This is a genomic window from Corynebacterium sp. J010B-136, from assembly GCF_002967075.1.
In the GTDB taxonomy this organism is placed as follows: domain Bacteria; phylum Actinomycetota; class Actinomycetes; order Mycobacteriales; family Mycobacteriaceae; genus Corynebacterium.
In genome coordinates this window covers 659,540-684,067 of the sequence record NZ_PUGE01000001.1, presented here as the reverse complement: position 1 = coordinate 684,067, position 24,528 = coordinate 659,540, and the positions used below count along the sequence as shown (strand labels likewise).

Here is a 24,528-nt window from a genome sequence, read left to right as displayed (position 1 = left end):
GCACCTGAAGTCGTAACCTGGAAATTATGCATTTTTCGCCACACAGCACGAACCCCGAAACAACGCAGGAAAAGCAAGCTAGCATGCAGCCAGGTCGCCATCGCAGCGAGCCGCACAGTAACACTCAGGGCGCAGGGCGTTATGCGCCGAGTCCGTCTGGGGATTTGCACTTTGGCAACCTGCGCACGGCCTTGTTGTCGTGGTTGTATGCGCGCAGCACCAACCGGCAATTTTTCATGCGGGTGGAAGATATTGACCAGCAGCGCTCGACGCCGGAGTCGGCACAGCGTCAGTTAGAAGATTTGGATCAGCTGGGGTTGGAATGGGACGGCGAGGTTATCTACCAGCAAGATCGTTACAGCAAATACGAGGAAGCTTTAGCGAAACTCCCACACTATGAGTGCTATTGTTCGCGCAAAGATATCCAGGAAGCCGCGCGAGCACCGCATGCCATTCCGGGGCAATATCCGGGTACATGCCGCGATTTAAGCGATGAGGAAAGAGAAGAAAAGAGAGCATTGCTTGCCGATGCCTCACGCCTCCCCGCCCTTCGTCTGCGCTCCGAGGTGGCCACGTTTACGGTCTTTGATGAATTAGCTGGCGAATACACCGGCGATGTTGATGACATGATTTTGCGCCGGGGCGGCAATGCCAATCAGATTGGTCCACTAGGCCCGGATTGGGCTTATAACCTAGCGGTCGTCGTCGACGATGCAGAGCAGGGTATTGACCAGGTGGTGCGCGGTGATGACTTGTTGTCATCAGCGCCCAGGCAGGCGTATCTCGCGCAACTTTTAGGCTATAACATCCCGCAGTATGTGCACGTTCCCTTGGTCTTAAATGACAAAGGCCAGCGCTTAGCCAAGCGCGATGGGGCAGTGACCTTGCGAGAGATGTTAAAAGCTACCGAGATTACATCCATTATTGAGCAGCTTGCGCAGTCTTTAGGTTATTTTGGAATTCATAGCGCTGATGAACTGCTGGAAGCATTCGATCCGCAAGAGTTTGCACAGCGAGACGCCGCACACCAGCCATTTACGTGGACTGCCAACACCTAAAGGACTCCAGCGCATGGATATTTTGATGGTCTTAACCGGGCTTTTAGCCGCGACGGTCTTTGCTGTCGCATTAGGTAATAAGACAGGTTTGCCCTGGCCAGCTTTGCTGACATTGTTGACCACCGCGGTGGTGTTCATCCCGGGGTTTTCAACCTTTACAGTGCCTTCGGAGTTGATTCTTCCTATCTTCTTGCCGCCGCTGTTGTGGGCGTTAGCCCGGCGGACTTCGTGGGGCGTGATTCGCGAACAATGGCGCACCATCTTGTTGTTGTCCGTGGTTTTGGTGGTCATTACTACCGCAGGCGTTGGTGCCGCAGCATATTTCTGGCTTCCCGGTATCGGGCTTGCCGGCGCGATTTTGATTGGCGCGGCAATCGCCCCACCGGATCCCGTTGCCGTGGAAGCCGTGGCTGAACCAGCAGGTATCCCACACCGCATCACGACTTCTTTGCAGACCGAGGGATTGTTTAATGACGCCGCATCGATTGTGCTTTTCCATCTAGCGCTGTTTGCGATTACCGAGGGCAATGACCTCTCAATTGCCAGCGGAGTATTGAACTTTGTGTACTCGTCAGTGGTCGCTGCCGTTTTGGGACTGGTTATTGGCCGGGCCGCGGCGTGGTTTATGAAGCATATCGATGATTCCACCGCGCGCAATGCACTGACCTGGGTGGTGCCATTTGGCACGTACATCACCGCAGAATATCTGGGAGCTTCCGGTGTCATCGCCGTTGTCATCGCCGCTATTGAATTAAGCTCCCGCGCACCGTTGATTGCACAAGACCGCTCATCGGGACAAAATTTCTGGGATTCCGCCGAGCTGCTTTTTACTGGCGTTGCCTTTGGCCTCATCGGTATGTCCGTGCGCGATGCCATTGATGAGGTCGGCTCTGACCTGTGGCATTCCGTCTTTGTAGGCATTGGACTATCGCTGGTTGCCATCGTCATTCGCGGCGTGTGGATGTATATCGTGTGCCTGATTAACCGCAAGACAGGGCAGCGGCGCAGCGCACCCACCCGCCTGCAAGAAGTTCTCTTGATGACTTGGTCGGGCATGCGCGGGCTGGTGACACTGGCACTGATTTTGTCTATTCCCACCGGCGCTTTGGCGTATCACCATGAACTCGCGGTTATTGCGCTCACGGTTTTGCTGATAACCATGGTGGTCCCGGGCATGTTGTTGCCGTGGCTGATGAACCAATTGTCTTTGCGCTCGCAAGCGGAATCCGCTGAAGACGCCATGCGCGCTGTTGTCTCTGAACGATCGCGACAAGCCGCGATGCGCAGCCTGCGCAACTATGCCGATACCCTCGACCCAGAAATCGCCGTCGCCGTGGATAACTGGTTTGAAGAAAACCTTGGTGCCGGCGACCTGTCTTCTGAAGAGCGCAGTGTACGTATGGAAAAGATTAAACGCGCCCGCACAGAGGCCGGCAAAGCCCGCGAAGTTGCGTTGCTTGCCTCGCAAGAAGAGCTACTGCACATGCGCAAGAACAGGGAATTTAACCCCGCCATCGTCGATGAAATCCTGGCGGAAGTCGACCGTGCACTGTTGACGGTCAACGACCGGAAGTAAGAAAAGATTTCTGGCTACACTGGCAGCTATGGATGGGCAGGGAATTTACGAATACGCCGAAGACGACACGAGCATGGACTACCTGTACGGGTTCTTTGACAAAGACCTGAAAGACCGCCTCGACACCGAACGTCAATTTATCCCCGAAGGTTTAGAAGACCTGATCGGGGACAATTCCCTGCTCGACTACGTCTGGCTGTGGATTAAAGATGCTGGCCCGCGCGGGTTCCGCCAGTATCTTTTCGATGGCGGCTTTGAAGAATCCGACGTTATCGAAGCTTTCTTGGCCAAGCGCCAAGAGTGGGGAATGAATACACCACCGCATCTGGAATGGCTCGAGCAAGACGAGTTCAATGCCGACACCCTAAAAACTTAAAGGGGACCCCGCGCACCCGACAGAGCCTGCTGACCCTTGCTGCATTCCTGCCCTGGGGGAGTTCACAGGATGACGCCACGCGGAATCCTGTCCTAGAGCCTAGCGCTTAAGCGACTGCATTACAAAATAAAGGGGTGCGTGTCGTCGCACGCACCGAGGCATATCCCGGGGGACGCCTTTGGGTACGCACACAGGAATTTGGATGACGCAGAAGTAAGTCTTTAATAATTTCTTTAGAAATGGGTTGTGACCTGCGGATTTTGTGTGGTGTTGTCCGTGCTGATAATGTTTCTTCTCGGAGGATTCGACTAGCGGCCTATGTCACACGCCTGGAACGCGTGCGGGGTTCACGCCCCTCGTGGGTTCAAATCCCACATCCTCCGCCAGTGAAAATCTCGGACTTCTGCACTAGATGCAGGGTCCGAGATTTTTTGTTTTGCCACTTGCCCGCAAATGCGGGGATGTGAAAACAGCGGCTGTATAAATTCGCTACTATTGGACTCCACATAGGGCCTTATACAGAACCGAAAGGTAGGCGAGCACGTCTCATGTCGCTGCTTGAACTTGACTCTGATCAGCTTAAAGAACTAGCTGACCGCACTCGTAAAAATTATGAAGAGCTCAAAGCAAAGGGCCTCAAGCTCGATCTGACGCGCGGCAAGCCTTCTGCCGAACAGCTGGACTTGGCAGATGATCTGCTGTCTTTGCCCGGTGTGGATAACTACACGGATAAAAACGGCACCGACCTGCGCAACTACGGCAACGGTGAAGGCATCGCTGATATCCGTGAACTCTGGGGTGAGCTGCTTGGCATTAACCCAGCGCAACTGTTGGCTGCGGATTCTTCCTCGCTGAATATCCAGTTCGATCTCATCTCTTGGTCCTGCGCATTCGGCAATAACGACTCCGAAAAACCATGGTTTGCAGACGAGCAGCGCAAGTGGATCTGCCCAGTGCCAGGCTACGACCGCCACCACACCATCTCTGAGCAGTTCGGTTTTGAAAATGTCACCGTGCCAATGCTCGAAGATGGCCCAGACGTAGATGCTATCGCTGAGCTGGCTAAAGATCCTTCGGTTAAGGGCATGTGGGCAGTACCGATGTTCTCTAACCCGACTGGGGTGACGTTTAGCAAGGAAAGCATCGAAAAGCTTGCGTCTATGGAAACGGCTTCCCCGGATTTCCGCATCATGTGGGATAACGCCTATGCCGTGCACACTTTGACTGATGAATTCCCTGAAATCATCGATGTGTTGGGTATTGCGGAAAAGGCCGGCAACCCGAACCGCTTCTGGGTTTTGTCCTCGACGTCGAAGATCACTTTCGCGGGCGCTGGCGTCGCGTTCTTCGGCTCTTCGCGCGAAAACCTGGACTGGTACATGTCCATCGCTAATTCGCGCGGCATTGGCCCCAATAAGCTCAACCAGCTGGCGCATGCGAACTACTTTGGCTCAGCTGAAGGAGTGCGTTCGGTAATGCGCAAGCATTCTGGCATCCTCGCGCCGAAGTTCACCGCTGTGCAGAGTATTTTGCAAGACCGTCTGGGTGAGTACGACGTTGCGCGATGGACCAAGCCTGAAGGTGGCTATTTCATCTCCGTCGACGTTATTGACGGCACCGCCACGCGCGTGTGGGAGCTGGCGAAGGAAGCCGGCATTGTGCTGACCAAGGCAGGCTCGGCGTTCCCAGGCAATGATGACCCGAATAACCGCAACATCCGCCTAGCGCCGTCGATGCCACCACAGGAAGAAGTAGAAGAAGCCATGGATGGCGTCGCAACGTGCATCCTGTTGGCTGCAATTGAGAAATTAGGTGCCTAAATTAACCGCGAGGAAACCGCTGTTTGGCTAGACGGAATCATCCCGGGCGACCTGGAGTTTAAAAAGGTCGACGGCTGGCATCTAGGTCTAGCCGCGCTTGACGATGCCCAAAGCCTTGCCGTGACCACCCAGTTCGCTGATGTGGATACTGGGTTGGTCAAACAAGGCACTGAGCTGCCCGTGCGCTGTGAGATCATCGCGGTGGCACGTGCACCGCAGGCTGCCGTTGCCGCAGCCGTGGTGGGCGTGGCGAAGAAGCTGCAAAAAGCCGGTGGTGAGATTGCCGCGCAGCCAGGTGTCTTAGTGCCCAATATTGAATCCGCCCTTGACGAAGCGTCCGATATTACGGTTTCCCACGGCATGTTGATTGCGCCTTATTTGTGGGGCGGGCCTTCACCGCAAGTGGAAGAGGAAGACCGCCTCACCCTCGGGCTGCAGCTGATCATGCTTACTCATGCCGAATATGCCTATGCTGTGGAAGAAGGCGTGGCCGCGATGCAGCAGGCAGTAGCGGAGTCCAACATTGACATCTTGGACTGGACACGCGCAGATTCTTAGCCCCATGTTGTAGAAGGTAGAATCACCACCGTGGCTTTATACCGGAAATATCGTCCAGCGACTTTTGCTGAAGTAGTTGGGCAGGAACAAGTAACCCAACCGCTCTCGGCAGCACTCGATGCAGGGCGCATTAACCACGCCTACCTATTTTCCGGTCCGCGCGGCTGTGGCAAAACCTCGTCTGCGCGCATTATGGCGCGTTCTTTAAACTGCGTGCAAGGCCCAACGTCTCAGCCCTGTGGCCAGTGCGCTAGCTGTATTTCATTGGCGCCTGGTGGGCCTGGCAACTTGGATGTCACGGAGCTGGATGCGGCCTCGCATAACTCCGTGGAAGATATGCGTGAGCTGCGTGAGCGCGCTTATTACGCACCAGCGGATTCCCGCTACCGCATCTTCATCATCGATGAGGCCCACATGGTTACTAACCAGGGCTTTAACGCGCTGTTGAAGATTGTGGAGGAGCCACCAGAGCACCTCATCTTCATTTTTGCGACCACGGAACCGGATAAGGTCATTGGCACCATCCGTTCGCGTACGCACCATTATCCTTTCCGCCTGCTTACTCCGCCGGCGATGAAAGGCCTGCTTGAGCGCACCGTGGCATCAGAGGGCGTCTTTGTGGAAGACTCCGTCTACCCAATGGTGATTTCCGCCGGTGGCGGTTCCCCGCGTGATACTTTGTCGATTTTGGATCAGCTCCTCGCTGGTGCAGGACCTAATGGTTTGACCTATGACATCGCGCGCCCGCTTCTGGGGGTTACCGATGAGACTTTGCTTGATGACACCATCGCAGCGCTGGCCCAGGGCGATAAGGCCGCGCTGTTTAAGCACGTCGATGCCATTATTGAAGCCGGTCACGAACCACGCCGCTTCGCCGTTGACCTTCTAGGTCGTCTGCGCGATTTGATGATCCTGCAGGCAGTTCCCGACGCCATTGCCGCCGGGCTTGTCGATGCCCCCGTTGACCGCGGCCAAATTCTCACCGAACAGGCTCAGCTATTTAACGGCGCGCAGCTGGCGCATTATGCTGCGACCGTCAATGACCAAATTGGCGCTCTGCGTGGTGCGACATCACCGCGCCTCCTGCTGGAGATTCTCTGCGCCCACTTAGTGATGGAACCGGCCTCAACGGATGTTTCTGTCGCGGGTTCTGCGCCTGCGCAGTCGGCTCCAGCTGGCTCCGGAGCGAGCGCCGGGACCAGCACGCCTACCGGTGGTGCGTCCACGGGCAATAGCCCTGCCGGCACTACACAAGGTGGCAGCGCTCAAGGCGGTAACGCTCCATCAGGAATGGCCGCTGCCCAACAGGCCGCCGCCGCGATTGCAGCCCGCCGCAACCAGCAGCGCGAACAAACTCAGCCACCGCAAAGCCAGCAACAGCCTCAAACGCAGAGGCCACCGCAGCAGGTTCAGCAAGCCCCGCAGCAACAGCCACAGCAGGAGCAGTGGACCCAGCAGCATACGCAGCCGGCACCCCCTCAGGAGACTCCTGCCGAGCAGGCACCTGCAGAGCAGACACCGGTTCAACAGCCAGCTGCTTCGCCTGCGTACGAAACCCGTCAGGCCGCAGAACAAGGCGCAGAGCCATCTGCACCGCAAGCACGACAAGAACCGCAGGCTCAGTGGGCTCCGCAGGAGTCTGCACAGCAGGATTCTGCGCCGCAGCAAGACATGCCGCAATCCCAGCCTGCTCCAGTGGAAACACCTGAGCCAGCTCCGTCACAGGAACCAGAGCAGTATCAACAGCCCGTTCATCAAGAAGCTGCTGAGTCTGAGCAGACCACCTCTGAGGTGACTGCACCTGAGGAGACTGCGTCTGAAGCAGGATCACCTGCTGCCGCAGCAAGCCCTGAGGATGTGGTGGAGCAACTGCGCAATAACTGGCAGCAACTGCGTGCGAGCGTATCCAAGCGCAATAAAATCGCGGGCATCATGCTCACCGAGGCACGTGTACTGGGCTTACGTGATAACACTTTGATCCTGGGGCACACCACGGGAGCATTGGCTGAACGGCTGAATGCACCAGCGAATAACAAAGATGTTGTCGCAGTCGTCGCTGAAGAAGCTGGATACCAGCTAGCTGTCCAGTGCATTGTGGGCACAGATCCTGCAGCTGCTGGATTTAGTGCGGCTCCACCGAAGCCGAAGACGTGGAACCCACGTTCTGCGAATAATGCAGCGCGCGAAACTGGTGATGACGATCAGGAGTCAGAGAGTCCTAGGGACTACAACACTCCCGCTTCTTCGCAGCCAGCGGATGAGTCTGTAGAAAACCAGGTACAACAGCCACGTCCAAATAATCCTCAGGAACCCGAGCCTTCCCAGCAAGAAACACCGCACTCCAATGGAGCTGAACAAGCTGCATCTGGGTGGGGAACCCCACGCGCGCTGGGCGGAAACATGGGTGGCGCACATGATTCTGCACAAGATGCTGCACAGACTTCGCAAGGAGCTTCGCAACCGGCGCAGCAATCCAACTTCGCGAAGCCAGCTCAACCTGAACAATCGCCACCAGTGATGAATCAGCCTCCCGCTGCCGCGCCTGCATTTACGCAGCCCGCTGCGAGCAAGCCTGTAGCACCAGCGCAGGAAGCATCGGGCCAGGTTGATTGGCGTGCACGCATTGCTCAAGCCAAGGCGCAGACGCAACAGCGTGAGCAGGAATTGAGAAATTCAGATACGTTCAGCGACGGTCGTCCTTTGCCACCTGATCCAGGGCCAGAGGCATACCCGGAGTATGAGTCGGTGCCGCCTGAAGATGCTTATCCACCAGCATCCAATGGTGCACCGCAGGGACAGACACCGCCGTATAACTCTGCTCGAAACCAGGGTGGATTTGGCGGTGGTGCGCCACAACAGCAGGCGAGCTCGCCGCAAAACGGAGCATCGCCAAGCAATGCACCGCAAGTACAGCCTCCAGCGCAACCACAAGGTGGGCAACAGCAGGCGCCAGCGGCTCAGCCGCAGGCTGCGTATTCTCGTGAAGCACAAGAAAACGAGATGATGGATGATGCTCGTGAGCAAGGCAATTTAGATAGGCGCAGTGCCACTGAAGTGGCCATGGAACTTCTCGAACGAGAACTCGGCGCTCGCAAGCTGTAGCAATGCCGGCAATCCGGCGTTGGCTGTTAGTGATCATGGCGGCTTTGCCGCGATGAAAAGGCGGGAAATCGGTACACTTAAATTCTAGAAATCCTTTAATTAAACGCACCGATGGAAGGTATGCAATGACTACTCCTGAAAACTCCACCCCAGACATGAACGACATCCTGGCGCAGGCTGCACGTGTGCAGGCTGAACTACAAAAGGCACAGGAAGAAATCCTTGCTACCAACGTTGAAGGCACCGCAGGCAACGGCATGGTTACCGTCACCATGACCGGTGGTGCAGAGCTAGTTGACTTGAAGATTGATAAGTCCGTCGTGGACCCAGAAGACGTAGAAACCCTGCAGGACCTCGTCTTCGGCGCATTTAAGGATGCTCACGAAAAGGCTGGACAGTTGGCACAAGAAAAGATTGGTCCGCTGTCCCAGGGCATGAACGATGGCGGAATGTCTGGCTTGTTCGGCTAAGCTGAACTAGTTTCCACTTATTTTAAGACCGCGTGCGTTTTACACCAGTGAAACGGGCGCGGTCTTTTAATGTTGCCGTAGCCGCCGCAGATGAAAGCGGCGAAAGTATACAGATGATCGTGATGAAAGGACGTAGTTAAGCGTGTTTGAAGGGCCGTTGCAAGACCTCATTGATGAGTTGTCGCGACTTCCTGGGGTAGGTCCAAAAAGCGCGCAGAGAATTGCGTTTCACGTTCTGACCATGGACCCAGAGGACATCGATAGGCTTACTAGTGCCTTGACATCCGTGCGGGATGGCGTGACCTTCTGCCGTATTTGCTGCAATATCTCGCGTGAATCAGTATGCCGCATCTGTGTGAATTCCCAGCGCGATAAAGGCACCATTTGCGTGGTCGAAGAACCTAAAGACATCCAGGTCATCGAGCGCACTGGCGAATATGAAGGCCGTTACCACGTACTTGGTGGCGCCTTAGATCCTTTGGCGAATGTGGGCCCGAAGGATTTGAATATCTCCCAGCTCCTGCAGCGTATCGGTGGGGTACTGCCGGACCGTGAGCTTGCGGATTCGACAAAAGAAAACCCGCAATACGATGAAACCCCGGAAATTACCGAGGTCATTTTAGCGACCGACCCGAATACTGAAGGTGAAGCTACCGCGGCGTATTTGGTGCGTTTGCTGCGTGATTTCCCGAACCTTAAAATCACCCGCTTGGCATCGGGTATGCCGTTGGGTGGGGACTTAGAGTTCGTGGACGAATTAACTCTCTCGCGCGCGTTGCAAGGGCGTTTAACCATCTAGCAGCAGGAAGCTTAAGCGATACGGCTTAGTCTTCCTGTTGGGAGTACAGGCGTGCGTAGGCGCCATCGAGAGCGAGTAGTTCCTCGTGCGTGCCGGACTCGATAATCCGACCGTGGTCGACGACAAAGATGCGGTCGGCGGCTTCGACGGTGGACAAGCGGTGTGCAATAGCAATCGTGGTGCGCCCTTCGGCGGCAGTATCAAGCGCATGTTGTACAGCGCGTTCGTTGACGGTATCGAGCGCACTGGTAGCCTCATCAAGAACTAAGACCCGCGGGTTTTTCAGCAGCACCCGTGCAATCGCGATACGTTGCTTTTCACCACCGGAAAGGCGGTAGCCGCGCTCGCCGACAATCGTTTCATAGCCGGTTTCAAAGCTCGTTATGGTCTCATGAATATTCGCCATGCGCGCGGCTTGTTCAATTTCTTCTTGACTCGCATCCGGTTTGCCATAGCGCAGATTATCCGCGATTGAGGCGTGGAATAGATACGGCTCTTGGGTGACCACACCAATCTGCGCCATGAGTTCTTCTTGCTTTAATGCGCGCACGTCATCGCCGCCATATAAGACCGTGCCTGAGCTCGCATCGTACAAACGCGGAATGAGATTACCGATGGTGGTCTTACCTGAGCCTGATGCACCCACGAAAGCCACGAACTGCCCCGGAGCGATATCAAAAGATACGCCATCAAGAGTGGGGCGGGACTCAGCGGATGAATCGTCATAGCGAAAGCCCACGTTGTCGAATTGGACGTGGCCAGCGCGACCTGGCAGATCCGAGGGTGACTTCGCATCGGGAGCATCCACAACAGCAGGCTGAAGATCCAAATATTCAAAAATGCGGGCAAAGAGTGCCGAGGAAGTCTGCAAGTCCAAGGCCACGCGCATCAGGCCCATCATGGGAAAGAGCAGGCGTGATTGCACGGTGGTAAAAGCCACGATGGTGCCGGCGGTGATGCCTGCTCCGCCAAAGGCAAAGCTACCGCTGCTACCAGCGGTCAACAGCCAGCCGGAGACCAGATAAACAATGGCCGGGACCGCCGACATAAATACCTGTATCACGGCGAAGAAGAGCTGGCCACTCATCGCTTGGCGCACTTGTAGCGAAATTTGGTGGCTGTTTTCTTGTGCGTAGCGTTCTACCTCCGCGCTTTGCCGCGAATAAGTCTTGGCCAACATGATGCCGGAGACCGATAGGGTCTCCTGGGTGATGGCTGACATTTCAGAGAGTGATTCTTGCGTTTGCCCCGCGATGCGTGCACGGATTTGACCGACGCGGCGTTGTCCCCAGACCAAAAACGGCAACACGATAAGCGCGATGATGGTCAGCTGCCAGCTCAACAACAGCATGGCGATAAAGGCGGAAATCACCGTGACGGTATTGCCAATGACACTGGAGACCGTATTCGAGAGCACCCCGGCGACGCCGCCGACGTCATTTTGCAGACGCGACTGGATGACACCGGTTTTGGTGCGGGTGAAAAACGCCAGTTCCATCGACTGCAGATGTGCAAAGAGGTTGATGCGCAAGTCACCCATCACGCGATTGCCCACACGTGCGGTGTAGTAGGTCTGTACCACTGAAATCAGCTGGATGACGACAAAAAGCGCCAGCATGGCGCCGACCAGTTTGAGCAAGACCGGCATATTAGGCCCACCAGTGTCAGGGAAAAGCCCGTCATCAAAGACCCGCTGAGTTAAAAGTGGTGGCAGAATGCTTAAACCAGCAGACAAAAACACCATGACAATGATGACGGAAATTTGCGCGCGATAAGGACAAAAGAGTCCAAAGATACGTGAGCCGAGATCCTTAATTTTTGGCGCTTGCCGGTTGATTTCCCGCTGGGCTTCATAATCAGCATTGGACACGCGCGCGCCCCGCGGTCCACCACCTCCACGCATACTCATTGCCAGCTAATATTACTCGCTTGGCAACTTGTGCGTGGACGAAATTAGCCGCGAAGGCGCTCCGCACGCAGCTTATCGATGGCCGGCAGATCCAACGGCTCCAGATCGCTGAGTTTTTGCCCAGTGGCTTTGGCTAAGAGCAGGTCGGCCAACTGCGGGTTGCGCGCTAGACAAGGCCCGTGCATGTAGGTAGCAATGACGCTGCCCTGTACGGCACCTTCGCCGTGGCGTTGGACTTGGCCATCACGAAGATCAAAGGTTGCAGCTTCATCCGAATTGCCGGTGCCGTGATCAATGGTGCCCAAAGGCTGCGCAGAAGAACCCAAAATGGTGGCACCCAAATGGTTTTCAAAACCGGTCAGCGGCTCGGTGAGCTCTTCAGTAAAACCAGCACCAGTAGGGGTGGTAGCTACTTCGCCGATGGCGCGCTCTGCCAGGGGAGTAGTGGTGGCATCGATAAGTCCTAAGCCATCGACGACCCGACCGGAGGCGCGGAAGGATTCGCCGAGCACCTGCAAACCTGCACAGACTGCGAAGATAGGGCGCTGCGCCTGGGCCGCGCGGCTAAGCCCCGGGTCGTTGAGCAAGTGCTCTGCCGCGAGAATCTGCGCGGTGTCTTCGCCGCCACCCACGGTGTATAAGTCCAAGGATTCAGGCACGGCATCGCCTAAGTTAATCCGGTGGATTTCTGCCTTCCAACCGCGCAGGCGAGCACGCTGGCGCAGCACGAGAGCATTGCCATCATCGCCGTAAGTGCCTAGGACATCAGGTAAAACGAGGCCAATATTGAGTTCGATAGACATTTAGGACTCCTTTTCTTGGCGCTCGAGGGCCTTTTTCAAATCGCGAAACGCGGTGTAATTCGCCAGAACTTCCACGCGTCCCGGTGGGCAGGCATCAATCGCTGCGACCGGATTCGGAATGAGTTCATGAGTGATGTCGGCATAGACCAAGCGCACTGCGAGGTCAGTGCCGCGTTCGCCGGCGGCTTTAACGGGGAGTTCTTCGAAGTCCTCGAATTTCACATCCCACAGCCAGGACATGTCCACGCCATCGGCCACTTGGCCATTCGTAGCGATAACGAGTCCATCGGCGGTGCGGTCAATCATTGATAAGGCTTCTTGCCAGCCGGCCGGGTTCTTCGCCAGCAGCAGGCGAATCTGGTGCTCGCCGCGCTGGATGGTGGAGTAGCGTCCGGCAACATCAACGACCTCTTCAGCAGCGCTAGTAGCGACCTCAAGGTCAACATCGAAAGCTTCCACTGCAGCGGCAATGGCTTGTGCGGCGTTGCCGCGGTTCGCCCGGCCCGGCAGCGCGAGGTTTAAATCAGTGTGGCCAGCTGGGGTGACCAGGCCACCTTCATCTACTGCCCAAGCTGGAGTGGGGCGGCGGAACTCGCGGCCATCGGCAAGCTTTTTCACCGCGTACCAATCATCGTCGGTGCGCACAATGTGTCCACCGGTGCGCGGGCAGCTGACAGAATCTCCCAGCCAACCAGCACCAGCGGAAACCCAAATGACATTCTTGGCGTCAAAAGCTACTGAGGTCATCAGCACGTCATCGCAGTTGGCGATAACCAGCATGTCCGGATTGGCCTCGACGGCGCCGCGCAATGCGCGTTCAATCTTGTTGATTTCACCCACGCGGTCGAGCTGATCGCGCGAGAGGTTCAACAACACCAGCGCCTGGGTGTTAAGCGCCTCGGCGACATGTGGGACGTGCAGCTCATCGACTTCCAACACGATATGCGAAGCGTCTTCAGCAGCCATGAGCGCGGAAACGATGCCTGCGTCCATATTGTCGCCGCCGTCATTGGTAGCGATGTCATATTTCTTACTCATCGCGGCAGCGAGCATGCGTGTGGTGGTGGATTTGCCGTTGGTACCGGTGACAATCACCGCGGGACGATCTCCTGCCAGTTGTTCCATGATGCCCGGATCGATGGCACGGGCTACTAGTCCGCCGATCATTCCTCCGGCGCCGCGGCCGGTTGCCCGGGAGGCAAAGGTGGCCAGGTGTGCTGCAGCCACAGCGGTTTTAGCGCGTAACTTCTTTATTTGTCGCGGCAGTTGAAAACTCATGGTTCTAGGCTAGTCGGATTCAGCGCCGCAACGTTATATTGCAGCGCTCGCGCCGGGGTTAAGACTGCTTTTTCTCCGCGCTTTTTGCGCCGGAGTCTGCTGCGCTGGTACCGGATCCGCGGTTGTCTTGGTTGCGTGACCGATTGCGGTTTCGCCCGCCACGTCCACCGCGACGCCGCCGACGGTTGGAGGACTTAGCGTTGCCTGACTGGTTGTTTCCACCATGGTTGTCACCGTCTTGGCTCTTGCCCGGCTGGGACTTTCCAGATTGGGCACCTTGCTCAGTCTGAGGCTGTGCCGAACCCTGCGTTGTGTCTTGGCCCTGGTTGTTATTGTGGCTATTGCCACCTTGGCTGTGGTTACCAGCGTGCGCTGCATTGGTGTTGCCGCTGCCGCTCCCGCTGCGACGGCGGCGACGTCGACGATTGCTGGACTTGCTACCGCCAGTATTCGACGAGCTAGCGCCAGTGGAGGCGTTGCTGCGGCGTGGAGCAGAGCTGGAATTTGGATTGCGGCGCTGCGGACGCGGAGCAGTGGCAGGTTTTTCTTCCACCTGCGGCTCTGGGCCGGCTTCTTCGATGCGCTTGAGCGCAGCCAAGAATGCCTCATCACCCATGAGCGGTATATCTTTGCGGTCGGCGTGCATTGCTTTGCCCACCAGGTCAGTGGTGATATTGCAGACGACGACGGAAGTTTCGCGCGAGAGCTTTTCGACGTAGTTAAGCTCTTCACGCACGCCGGCTTCAATGATGATGTCGGGATCCATCGCGATTTCAGGCGCAACGACAAATTCCATACCGCGCACCAACTCACGCCCAGGCACATAGGGGCCCGGATTGTGGTGCATGCGCGGGGCATCCATGGCATCGACGCGGATGTGCGAGCGTTGCAGGCCGAATTTATCGGCGCGCAACTCAGAAGGATCTAGACACACAACATCGCCGCGTTTTGCTTGCAGGCTGTGCAGTTGCCACAACAAATTCGTTTCCGCACGTGCGGTATCTTCCGCGGAGCGTTGGGCACGCTCGACAGTCGCGGTTGGTGGGGTAGTGGGAATGCCTGTGGCTAGAGCTACCGAGGCTAGGCGAAGATCCGTGAGCGGAAGCTCATGGCGGCGCGCGGTTGCCAAAGTATCAATGATGCCCTTGGGGCGGGGGATATGTCCGACCTTGATGCGTCGCGAGCGGCTGCGACCATTGCGGTTGCGCGAGCGGTTTTGACGCGCTGCTGCAGTCATGGCGCGGCGTGCTTCAGAGACCAAAAATCCCCAGGTCACCGTGGCATCGTGCACGATGATTGTACGGTCATCGATAATGCGATCGATGCGCTTTAAAGCCTTGCTGAAAGGAATACCCGCAGAGACTTCTTCATGGCTTAAACCATGCTGATGTTTGGGGCCGGGATCTGAGTCTGGGCAAAAGACCAGGAAAGTTGCTTCCCCGATTTCACCTTCAGCGTTATAGGTCACGGCGTCGAAAGAAATCAGTCGTGAGGTGGCAGGGTGAATCCCGGAGGCGCCTAAAGACACGGCGACATAGGGGAATTGTTGTACTGCCTCGCGCCGCGCTAATTCAGCTTCGCTGGGGCGACGTTCACCGTGTTGGCGAGCGCCGTGCTGGCGTTCGCCTTGCTGGCGCTCACTAGAGTTGTGCTCAGGGCTTTTGGCAGATGCTAAATCCTGCTCGGAGCTATCAGGTGCCGGAGTTGCAGGCGCAGGTGTTCCAGGTTGCGCAGCCGGCCATGAACCGGGCAGTGGGCGCGCTGATTCGGAAGATTCCGCAGCTTTGCGCGCGGAGGCAGCACGGCGCGACCTGGAGACCGTGTGGCGGCCGGTGCGCTGATTATCATTCGTGCTAGTCATCGCAATTAGTCTAGTTCACCCTTCTTAGTTGATGGAGTTCAGCCACCCTGTGGCGGAGGAATCTTCCACGTTTAAACCCCACCGCGAATAAAGCCCCAGAGTCCGAAGAAAGATTTCCGGAGACTCTGGGGCTATGAAATTTCTGAAGCGATTAGCTCAGCGCGCGGTTGACAGCAGAGGTCATAGCGCGCAGGGATGCACGAGTGGTGGAACCGGCAATGCCGACGCCCCACATCTTCATGCCGTTGACATCAGCGCCGATGTAACAAGCAGCTTCGGCGTCATCACCAGCGGTACGCGCGTGCTGGCTGTACTCCAGAACCTCGAAGTCGATGTCCAGCTTCTCCAGCGCATTGGCATAAGCGGCGATTGGGCCGTTACCGTGGCCCGAAATCTTAGATTCCTTGCCGTTGTAGATAACGGTGACATCAACCGTGGCGTCTTCACCTTCTGCCTCGGCGTTGTCGATATCGAAGGAAGTAACTTCCAGCGGAGTCGTGCGCTCCAGGTATTCCTGGTTGAAGATATCCCACATGTGCTTGGAGTTGACCTCGCCGCCCTCAGCATCAGTAATCGCCTGGACAACGTTGGAGAACTCTGGCTGCATCGCACGTGGCATCTTGATACCGTGGTCGGTCTTCATGATATAGGCAACGCCGCCCTTGCCGGACTGGGAGTTCACGCGAATAACGGCTTCGTAGTCGCGGCCAATATCCTTTGGATCGATAGGCAGGTAAGGAACCTCCCAGGTGGACTCACGCAGTTCCTCATAGGTGACATCGGTATTCGTTGCACCTGGACGAACAGCATCTGCCAGAGCATCCATGCCCTTGTTGATAGCGTCCTGGTGGGAACCGGAGAACGCGGTAAAGACCAAGTCGCCGCCGTATGGGTGGCGCTCTGGAACGCGCAGCTGGTTGCAGTACTCAACGGTGGAGCGGATGCTGGAGATATCCGTGAAGTCAATCTGCGGATCAACACCCTGGGTCATCATGTTCAGGCCCAAGGTCACCAGGTCGACGTTGCCGGTGCGCTCACCGTTGCCGAACAGGCAGCCCTCGATACGGTCAGCGCCTGCCATGTAGCCCAGCTCTGCTGCGGCAACGCCTTCACCGCGGTCATTGTGTGGGTGCAGGGACAAGATGATGGAATCACGCTTGGCAAAGTTGCGGTGCATCCACTCGATGGAGTCTGCGTAAACATTCGGAGTGATCATCTCTACTGTCGATGGCAGGTTGATGATCATTGGATTCTCAGGGGTAGCTTCCATGATGTCCACCACGGAGTTGCACACATCAACCGCGAAATCCAGCTCGGTACCGGTGAAGGATTCTGGGGAGTACTGCCAGCGCCAGTTGGTGTTGGGGTAATCCACAGCAATGGACTTGATCAGCTCTGCGGCATCAGTTGCCAGCTTCTTAATTGCTGCCTGATCCTTGCGGAAGACAACGCGGCGCTGCAGCTTGGAGGTGGAGTTGTAAAAGTGCACGATGACATTCTTTGCACCCTCACAAGCTTCAAAGGTGCGGCGAATCAGGTGTTCACGAGCCTGAACCAGAACCTGGATGGTGACATCTTCTGGAATCAGGTCTTGTTCAATAATTTCACGCACGAAGTTGAAGTCGGTCTGCGAAGCAGATGGGAAACCCACCTCAATTTCCTTGTAGCCCATCTTCACCAGCAGCTCGAACATGCGGTGCTTACGTGCAGGGGACATAGGGTCGATCAAAGCCTGGTTGCCATCACGCAGGTCAACGGCACACCACTGTGGAGCAACTTCAATCTTCTTATCCGGCCAGGTGCGATCCGGCAGGGTGATCTCTTCGACTTCCTCAGCGAAAGTCAGGTAACGGTCGACCGGCATAGCGGAGGCGCGCTGCTTATTCCATGCAGGCTGGCCTTCGCGGCGAGGACCAGATGGAGTAGTGATTTCGCGGGGAGCAGAAATGAATGAGTCTTTAGGAGACATGGGGATTAAATCCTTCTTTGTTTTAACCAGATGCGGACGACGGTGACGTAGTGAGAAACATGGTCAATGCCCATGATAGGAGGGCTTCATCTGTATTTTCCGTGTCGTACGACCGGCAGAACAAACTCCGCGACGGGGTGCCGGTCGTACTTGAAACGACTACTGGAACCCGCCGCGGCAAAGAAGGAGTTGCCGTGCCCGGAAAGTCATACGCGTTATCCTAGCGCATGATGTGACCTTCGGCATGTGAAATTTTCAGTGTTACCCCCTCCAGGTGTGCAGCAGCTTCTCACATCATGGGAAAACCATTTCGTGTCCTGGCTAAAGTTTTAGTGTTTCGGCGTCTTATAACGGGTGTGATTGCGTGATGGCGGGGGCAAGCTACGATCGAGTGCTATGAATGACCGGCCCACAGCTGCCCAGACCGCACACATTGATGCAGGCCCGGATACGAAGCCTGCATCAAAAGTGCTGCGAGTCTTAGCCCTGGACAAATGGCCGGGTGCGGCAGAGGGTGTATCGACAAGCTCTTTTGTGCGAAGTACTTCTGCCTGGGGCTGGCTCCTGGCCCTGATTATTGTCAGCGTGGGCACCATGGCGCGTTTGGCCGTGCTGGCGGTTTTAGCTGCGGTCAACGATGACAATGTGTGGGGACTATTAAATAAATGGGATGCGGCGCACTACGTTGATATTGCGCGCGCCGGGTATTTTTCCGGAACCATCGGAGGGGTTTCTGCCGAAGAAATTCGGCTGGCCTTCTTTCCGGCCTTTCCCATGATTATGCGGGTCATCTCCAACCTGACTGGTGTGGATTATGCCATTGCGGGGATGATCTTCAACTTCTTTGCCACGGTCTTTCTAGCGCGCGGCGTTATGGCTTTGACCGCGCGCTGGGGCTATGGAATTAAAGGGCAAAGTGCTGCGGCTGTGGTGGTGACCATGGCGCCGATGTCCATTGTTTTCAATATGCCTTATACCGAGGCGCTCTTTGGGGCGTTGGCCATCTGGGCGCTGGTGGCGTTGGTGGATAAACGCTGGTGGATGGCCGGGATGATTATCTGCGCGCTATCTTTCGTGCGCATTACTGCCATTGCCTTGGTGGCAGTATTTGCTCTCATGGTGCTGCTTCATGCCCGAAGCTCCTGGAAGGCTTGGCTGGCGCTGGTGATTTCTCCGCTACCGCTTATTGGCTATATCTGGTGGGCATCGCGGCAGCTGGAAGGGGTGGGCGGCTATTTTGGCACCCAAGAAAAACATTGGAATTCTGGCTTAGATTTTGGGCAGGCTACTGCGCGCTGGATTTTTGAAACCCTCACTTCCGCCGATAACACGGGCTATTTGCTCAGCACCATGGTTTTGCTTGGTGTGCCTTTTGCGCTGATCTTGGCATGGCGGCGCGTTGATATTGGCACCTGGTTATTTAGCCTGGCCCTGGCAGCGAATGTCATTTTATCTGATGGCGTGATGCATTCTCGCCCCCGCTTGTTGCTGCCTGCTGCCGTGCTTTTTATCCCGTGGGCACATGGTGCGCTCAAACACCTGCCGGGGTGGGTGGCCTGGACTTTGATCATTGGCTGGGCAGCATTTGGCACCTGGTTTTCGGCTTATATGCTGGCAGTATTTCCGTGGGCGATTTAGTTTGGCTGCGTAGACACTTTCACGCGTGGCAAGGTGCTCATCGGCTTTTGTGAGAGGACGATGGTGGCTATCACCATGGTCGCGACGGCCAGTGCCATAACCAGCCAGCCCAGTACGCTGCGAACCTGAAATTGCTCATGCAATACCGCATACCCTAAGGAAAATGCGATAAGCGGTTCGATGATTTTCATCGCTGGTAATGAGTGCTTGAGCGGTCCTGCGTGGAAAGAATATTGCTGCAGCACCGTGCCGGCACCGGCGGCAAAAATTAGAGCATATAAAGGCCAGGACTTCAGCAATTCACCTAACCCGGCTGCCGTGAAGGTATCCACCACGGCCTTCGATAACAGTGCGACGTAGCCATATAAAATCCCGCAGGCTACGCCTAGCAGCAGGGCACGCTGGGAACGGATGCGTGAAGCAGCCACGCCGAAAGCCGCCATCAGGGCAATGCCGAGGGCAAAAGCCGGTAACCAGCGCTCCAGCGGTGGGGAGGTAATTCCGCCAGTAGGCCGGCCAAAGACCAAAATTACCCCAACAGACAAGGTTAAAAGGCTGCACCAGAACAGCTCTTCCGAAGACATACGCCGGTTTTGATACCAGGCAGCCAGCGGCAGGGTAAACATCAAAGACAGCACCAAGATGGGCTGGACAATCAACAAGGTGCCAAAACCGAGCGCAATAAGTTGCAGGCCGTAGGCAATTACGGCGCTGGCAGTGCCGATCCACCACACTGGGTTGCGCATGGCAGTGCGCATAACACTGTGACGGGCGTTTTCAGCGATTCTTTGCCGGATGACGGTGCCCCAGGCAATAACTAGTGCAGATGCCAGGGCAAATGCGATTGCTACAAGGTTGGACAGCACGAGATATACCGTAGTGAAAAACTGGTGCATGCGGAAATGCACAGCCCAGTCGGAAGTAGCAGGTGTTGACGCAATGCTTGTCGATGCTCCCCTGGGATTTCCAAATACTGGAATTTTCATCCCAAAAACGCGGCTTGGGCTATGGCGAGGCAGTGAAAACCTGTACCATGAGAATTTGACTACTAAGTGATAGAAATTAAGCAGTAATTCGATGTCGCCGCTCATATTGCAGCTTCTGCATAGATTTTAGAAGTTGTGGAATGAAAAGAAATCCGTGGTGTATGGCGAACTACAGTAAAATATTCACTGGCAATTTATAAGGACTAGGCGAAAGGCGGCAATACGACGTGGCCCTCATCGTTCAAAAGTACGGAGGCTCCTCTTTGGAGTCCGCCGAACGTATTCGCGCAGTAGCAGAGCGAATTGTGGCAACGAAAAAAGCTGGCAACGACGTGGTTGTTGTCTGCTCCGCCATGGGTGATACGACCGATGAATTATTAGATCTAGCGGCGCAGGTAAACCCCGTGCCACCGCAACGTGAGATGGATATGCTGCTGACCGCTGGTGAGCGTATTTCTAATGCACTGGTGGCCATGGCGGTGGAATCCTTAGGCGCGACTGCACAATCTTTCACCGGTTCCCAAGCTGGTGTGCTGACCACGGAGCGTCACGGTAACGCACGCATCGTGGATGTTACCCCGGGGCGTTTGCAAGAAGCGCTGGATAAGGGCCGTATTTGTATTGTCGCTGGTTTCCAAGGTGTAAATAAAGACACCCGCGATGTCACTACCTTGGGTCGTGGTGGTTCTGATACCACGGCTGTCGCACTGGCTGCGGCGCTGAATGCCGATGTGTGTGAGATTTACTCCGACGTTGATGGTGTTTACACCGCGGATCCGCGAATTGTTCCTAATGCACGCAAGCTGGACAAGTTGTCTTTTGAAGAAATGTTGGAGCTGGCCGCAGTTGGTTCCAAGATTTTGGTTCTGCGCAGTGTGGAGTATGCGCGTGCGTTTAATGTTCCACTTCGAGTTCGTTCGTCTTATAGCAGTGATGCCGGCACGTTGATTGCCGGTTCAATGGAGGATATTCCCATGGAAGAAGCAGTATTAACTGGTGTAGCAACCGATAAGACCGAAGCTAAGGTCACCGTCTTGGGCATTCCGGATAAGCCGGGTGAGGCGGCAAAGGTCTTCCGCGCCGTAGCGGATGCAGAGATCAACATCGATATGGTCTTGCAGAACGTCTCTTCTTTGGAAGACGGCAAGACTGACATCACCTTTACCTGCCCACGCACCGATGGTCCACGTGCCATGGAGATTTTGTCCAAGATGAAAGAAGAATTCTCTTGGGGCAATGTGCTCTATGACGATCAGGTGGGCAAGGTCTCGCTGGTCGGCGCAGGTATGAAGTCGCACCCAGGCGTGACCGCTGATTTCACCGAAGCACTGCGTGATGTGAATGTGAATATAGAGCTGATTTCCACCTCTGAAATCCGCATTTCCGTTCTCGTACGTGAAGCTGATTTGGATCGTTCTGCACGCGCGTTGCACGAAACCTTCCAGCTGGGCGGCGAAGAAGAAGCGACAGTCTACGCAGGCACTGGCCGTTAAGGCCGGACGCTAGAAATCATTTAAACTTTCATTAAGTTTCACACTCATCAAGACAGGGTTGATTAAAAAATGACCACTTTGGCAGTTGTTGGAGCCACCGGACAGGTGGGCCAAGTTATGCGCGACCTCTTGGAAGAGCGTAACTTCCCAGCAGATAAGGTGCGCTTTTTCGCATCACCACGCTCGGCTGGTACTGAGCTGGAATTCCGCGGCGACAAGATTGTCGTAGAAGACCTCACTCAAATCACGGAAGAATCCGTCGCAGATGTTGATACCGCGCTGTTCTCCGCTGGTGGTTCTACCTCCAAGCAGTGGGCTCCGGTATTCGCTGCCGCTGGCGCAACCGTGGTGGATAACTCTTCGGCGTACCGCAAGGATCCTGAGGTTCCACTCGTAGTCGCGGAGGTAAACCCACACGCGGCGCAGAACCCTGCCAAGGGCATTATTGCTAACCCGAACTGCACCACCATGGCTGCGATGCCAGTGCTGAAGGTTCTGTCTAACCAAGCTGGTCTGAAGCGCCTGCACGTTTCTTCCTACCAAGCCGTCTCTGGCTCCGGCCTGGCCGGTGTGGAAGCACTGGCTAAGCAGGTTGACCAGATTGGTGAGCACAATGTGGATCTAGTGCGTACTGGCGCTGCGTTGGAAGTTGAAGATACCGCTCCTTATGTAGCTCCGATTGCGTACAACGCTCTGCCACTGGCTGGCAATATCGTTGACGATGGCTCCGGTGAAACCGATGAAGAGCAAAAGCTGCGCAATGAATCCCGCAAGATTCTTGAACTCCCAGAGCTCCGCGTTGCTGGTACTTGCGTGCGCGTGCCGGTATTTTCCGGTCACACCATGACCATCCACGCAGAATTCGAATCCAGCATCACCCCAGAACAAGCTACTGAGGCGCTGAGCACCGCTGCTGGTGTCAAGGTCGTTGACGTACCAACGCCACTCGATGCCACCGGTATCGACGACGTACTGGTTGGCCGTATCCGCCAGGACCAGTCCGCTGATGACAACAAGGGCCTAGTCCTGGTTGTCGCCGGCGATAACCTCCGTAAGGGCGCTGCACTTAACACCGTGCAGATTGCCGAACTGCTGGTTTAAGACAGCGCAGTAAAAAGCCACCTAGTTCTTTTTAAAGAAAGACTCTAGGTGGCTTTTTCGTACTTCAAACTCTTTAGAAGCGGTTAGCGTTGCGGGTTATCAGTGGTGCCGTCGAAATCGAGGTCCACATTGGCATCGTCAAGCGCTCCGGTATCAGCTGATGCCGGAACAGTTGCTGTTTGGGCCCCACCATTTGTGCCTTCGTCTGCAACAGCTCCAGCTGATTCAGGCTTGGTGTGCTGGACAAAGGTTACTGAGGGCGAGAAATCCTCGCGGTCGAATTCTTTGAGCTCTTTGTCGGCTTCGAGATCATCGAGTACATCGTTGGAAACAAACTTCACGAATTCGTGCATGCTCATATTGGATGAGCTAGCCAAGGCATTAAGCTCGCGGTCGTTTTTCAAAGTAAAACGCTTGCGTGGATCCAGCTTGCGGGCAACTAATTGACGCGCGCGCAGACGGCGATCCGTTTCAGATTTGACCGTGCTGCGGCTTCGCAGCCATGCAAAAGACATCACTGCTATCATGAAAATACCGATGTAGCCCAAGACTGGGTAGACATTGGCGATAAGGGCCTTGAAACCGACGAAAGACAAGAAGAAGCCAAGGACACACGCGACCACGTAGACGGTGTAGAACATATGCGGTTTATCACGGGTTAAGCGCTTGGCCATCGCGTAGAACATGCCAACCGCGGTGTTGAAAATCATGCCATAAATTGCCACGGTCATGACATAGCCCAGCGCAGGGTTGATGCTATTAATCAGCGCCAAGATTGGCATGTCGGTACCGTTTACTGCCGGTGCGACAAACAGCAGGGCTGTCACCAACATGGCTAGAAGCAGCAAAGTGATTAAACCACCGAGCACGCCGCCTAAACCTACGGCGCGATTATCCAGGAAGTTGCCGCCGATGACGATCGCCATGGATACCGCACACATCATGTTCATGCCGGTGTAGTTAATAGCTGAAAGCCACCAGAAAGGAAGGGGGCCGTCGACATTATTTAGGGCATAGTCATTCGCAGCGGCGAGATCTAAATCATTGATAAAGAGCGCGTAACTAGTAACGCCGAGGATCAATACGATGATGAAAGGGGTGATCGTACCAATAACGGTGGTGACCCTATCTACGTCTAATAAGCCCGTGGCGAGTACTAGAACCAACATGAGCAATGCGCCCACCCACAGCGGCAGACCTTCGAATTGCTGCGAGAGGTTAGAGCCGGCGCCGGCGAACATGACAAAACCAATACTGAACAGCGTAACCAGGGTGCCAATATCCAAAATCTTGGAAGTGATCGGCCCAGAAACGCTGCTATAGACGGCGGTGTGTTCGCGGGCGTGGAAATAGGAACCAAGCTGCAACACGGCGATGCCAGTAATTGTGGTCAGTGCTGCGGCGACAACAACGCCCCACAAGCCCATTTGACCGAAAGATACAAAATACTGCATCGCTTCCTGGCCGGAAGCAAAGCCAGCGCCCACAAGGACACCAACAAACGCCATGGAAATACCCACTGCGCGTTTAATCATAGGAAGACAACTCCAAATCGATTAACTTATCTCCCGCAAAACGCAGGAGCACGGCCCCAAGCGACCGCTGCGTTGAAATGCATGGCCGTTTGAAGCCGGAAATATGAAATAAAAAACGCGCTTCAGTAAACGAAGCGGTACAAGTCCTTAAATCTACCGCGTTTACGTGACGTGTGTCATGCTTGCCCGCGGCGGC

At 55.6% G+C, this 24,528-nt stretch carries 18 protein-coding genes, 1 tRNA gene and 1 other RNA gene; 12 read left to right on the top strand and 8 right to left on the bottom strand.

Features of this window, described 5'->3' with window-relative positions:
• Positions 1-83 precede the first annotated feature (83 nt).
• Genes gluQRS through C5Y44_RS03085 form a run of 3 tightly spaced genes read left to right on the top strand, consistent with a single transcriptional unit; the run spans position 84 to position 3,010 of the window.
• Positions 84-1,058: a tRNA glutamyl-Q(34) synthetase GluQRS gene (gene gluQRS / locus C5Y44_RS03095; RefSeq protein WP_105323583.1), complete on the top strand. Its 975-nt coding sequence runs from the start codon at positions 84-86 to the stop codon at positions 1,056-1,058.
• A 13-nt stretch (positions 1,059-1,071) separates the two neighbouring features.
• Positions 1,072-2,634, top strand: coding sequence for a sodium:proton antiporter (locus C5Y44_RS03090; RefSeq protein ID WP_105323582.1), 1,563 nt, complete (start codon positions 1,072-1,074; stop codon positions 2,632-2,634).
• 28 nt (positions 2,635-2,662) lie between these two features.
• Positions 2,663-3,010: a hypothetical protein gene (locus tag C5Y44_RS03085; protein WP_105323581.1), complete on the top strand. Its 348-nt coding sequence runs from the start codon at positions 2,663-2,665 to the stop codon at positions 3,008-3,010.
• Here C5Y44_RS03085 and ffs read toward each other — a convergent pair.
• An RNA gene (ffs, locus tag C5Y44_RS03080) (signal recognition particle sRNA small type) lies at positions 3,005-3,102 on the bottom strand. The two genes, C5Y44_RS03085 and ffs, sit on opposite strands and share 6 nt — an antisense overlap.
• A 205-nt stretch (positions 3,103-3,307) precedes the next feature.
• Here ffs and C5Y44_RS03075 point away from each other — a divergent pair.
• The 6 genes from C5Y44_RS03075 to recR all read left to right on the top strand — a co-directional run bounded on the left by C5Y44_RS03075 (position 3,308) and on the right by recR (position 9,759).
• Positions 3,308-3,396, top strand: a tRNA-Ser gene (locus tag C5Y44_RS03075).
• 162 nt (positions 3,397-3,558) lie between these two features.
• Entirely contained in the window at positions 3,559-4,830 is a 1,272-nt protein-coding gene (locus C5Y44_RS03070) for an aminotransferase class I/II-fold pyridoxal phosphate-dependent enzyme (protein WP_105323580.1), read from the top strand.
• 120 nt (positions 4,831-4,950) lie between these two features.
• Entirely contained in the window at positions 4,951-5,388 is a 438-nt protein-coding gene (locus C5Y44_RS03065) for a suppressor of fused domain protein (protein ID WP_105323579.1), read from the top strand.
• A 30-nt stretch (positions 5,389-5,418) separates the two neighbouring features.
• A complete protein-coding gene (locus C5Y44_RS03060; RefSeq protein ID WP_105323578.1) occupies positions 5,419-8,490 on the top strand; it encodes a DNA polymerase III subunit gamma and tau in 3,072 nt (1,023 codons plus the stop codon).
• Between the two features lie 125 nt (positions 8,491-8,615).
• Positions 8,616-8,960, top strand: a complete 345-nt coding sequence (locus C5Y44_RS03055) for a YbaB/EbfC family nucleoid-associated protein (RefSeq protein WP_066792252.1) — start codon at positions 8,616-8,618, stop codon at positions 8,958-8,960.
• A gap of 142 nt (positions 8,961-9,102) precedes the next feature.
• Complete coding sequence (recR, locus tag C5Y44_RS03050; protein WP_066792253.1) at positions 9,103-9,759, top strand: recombination mediator RecR; 657 nt, start codon at positions 9,103-9,105, stop codon at positions 9,757-9,759.
• Between the two features lie 25 nt (positions 9,760-9,784).
• Here recR and C5Y44_RS03045 read toward each other — a convergent pair whose 3' ends face one another.
• From C5Y44_RS03045 to leuA, 5 genes are all read right to left on the bottom strand, one after another.
• The gene (locus C5Y44_RS03045) at positions 9,785-11,668 is read right to left on the bottom strand and encodes an ABC transporter ATP-binding protein (RefSeq protein ID WP_105323577.1); all 1,884 of its coding nucleotides are present in this window, start codon (positions 11,666-11,668) and stop codon (positions 9,785-9,787) included.
• Positions 11,669-11,712: 44 nt separating this feature from the next.
• Positions 11,713-12,471: a type 1 glutamine amidotransferase gene (locus C5Y44_RS03040; RefSeq protein ID WP_105323576.1), complete on the bottom strand. Its 759-nt coding sequence runs from the start codon at positions 12,469-12,471 to the stop codon at positions 11,713-11,715.
• On the bottom strand, positions 12,472-13,749 hold the full coding sequence (locus tag C5Y44_RS03035) for a MurT ligase domain-containing protein (RefSeq protein WP_105323575.1): 1,278 nt from the start codon (positions 13,747-13,749) through the stop codon (positions 12,472-12,474).
• Positions 13,750-13,807: 58 nt separating this feature from the next.
• Positions 13,808-15,610, bottom strand: a complete 1,803-nt coding sequence (locus tag C5Y44_RS03030) for a DNA polymerase III subunit epsilon (RefSeq protein ID WP_199185963.1) — start codon at positions 15,608-15,610, stop codon at positions 13,808-13,810.
• Positions 15,611-15,761: 151 nt separating this feature from the next.
• Complete coding sequence (gene leuA / locus C5Y44_RS03025) at positions 15,762-17,579, bottom strand: 2-isopropylmalate synthase (protein WP_105323574.1); 1,818 nt, start codon at positions 17,577-17,579, stop codon at positions 15,762-15,764.
• Positions 17,580-17,975: 396 nt separating this feature from the next.
• On the opposite strand from leuA, the gene C5Y44_RS03020 reads away from it, so the two are divergent.
• Entirely contained in the window at positions 17,976-19,217 is a 1,242-nt protein-coding gene (locus C5Y44_RS03020; RefSeq protein ID WP_233189795.1) for a hypothetical protein, read from the top strand.
• Here C5Y44_RS03020 and C5Y44_RS03015 read toward each other — a convergent pair.
• On the bottom strand, positions 19,214-20,083 hold the full coding sequence (locus C5Y44_RS03015; RefSeq protein ID WP_105323573.1) for a DMT family transporter: 870 nt from the start codon (positions 20,081-20,083) through the stop codon (positions 19,214-19,216). The two genes, C5Y44_RS03020 and C5Y44_RS03015, sit on opposite strands and share 4 nt — an antisense overlap.
• Before the next feature lie 347 nt (positions 20,084-20,430).
• Here C5Y44_RS03015 and C5Y44_RS03010 point away from each other — a divergent pair, with 347 nt between their 5' ends.
• Together C5Y44_RS03010 and C5Y44_RS03005 are read left to right on the top strand one after the other, a co-directional pair.
• Entirely contained in the window at positions 20,431-21,696 is a 1,266-nt protein-coding gene (locus C5Y44_RS03010; RefSeq protein ID WP_105323572.1) for an aspartate kinase, read from the top strand.
• A 69-nt stretch (positions 21,697-21,765) separates the two neighbouring features.
• Positions 21,766-22,797, top strand: a complete 1,032-nt coding sequence (locus C5Y44_RS03005; protein WP_105323571.1) for an aspartate-semialdehyde dehydrogenase — start codon at positions 21,766-21,768, stop codon at positions 22,795-22,797.
• Between the two features lie 83 nt (positions 22,798-22,880).
• Here C5Y44_RS03005 and C5Y44_RS03000 read toward each other — a convergent pair whose 3' ends face one another.
• The gene (locus C5Y44_RS03000) at positions 22,881-24,332 is read right to left on the bottom strand and encodes a hypothetical protein (protein ID WP_233189794.1); all 1,452 of its coding nucleotides are present in this window, start codon (positions 24,330-24,332) and stop codon (positions 22,881-22,883) included.
• Between the last annotated feature and the right edge of the window lie 196 nt (positions 24,333-24,528).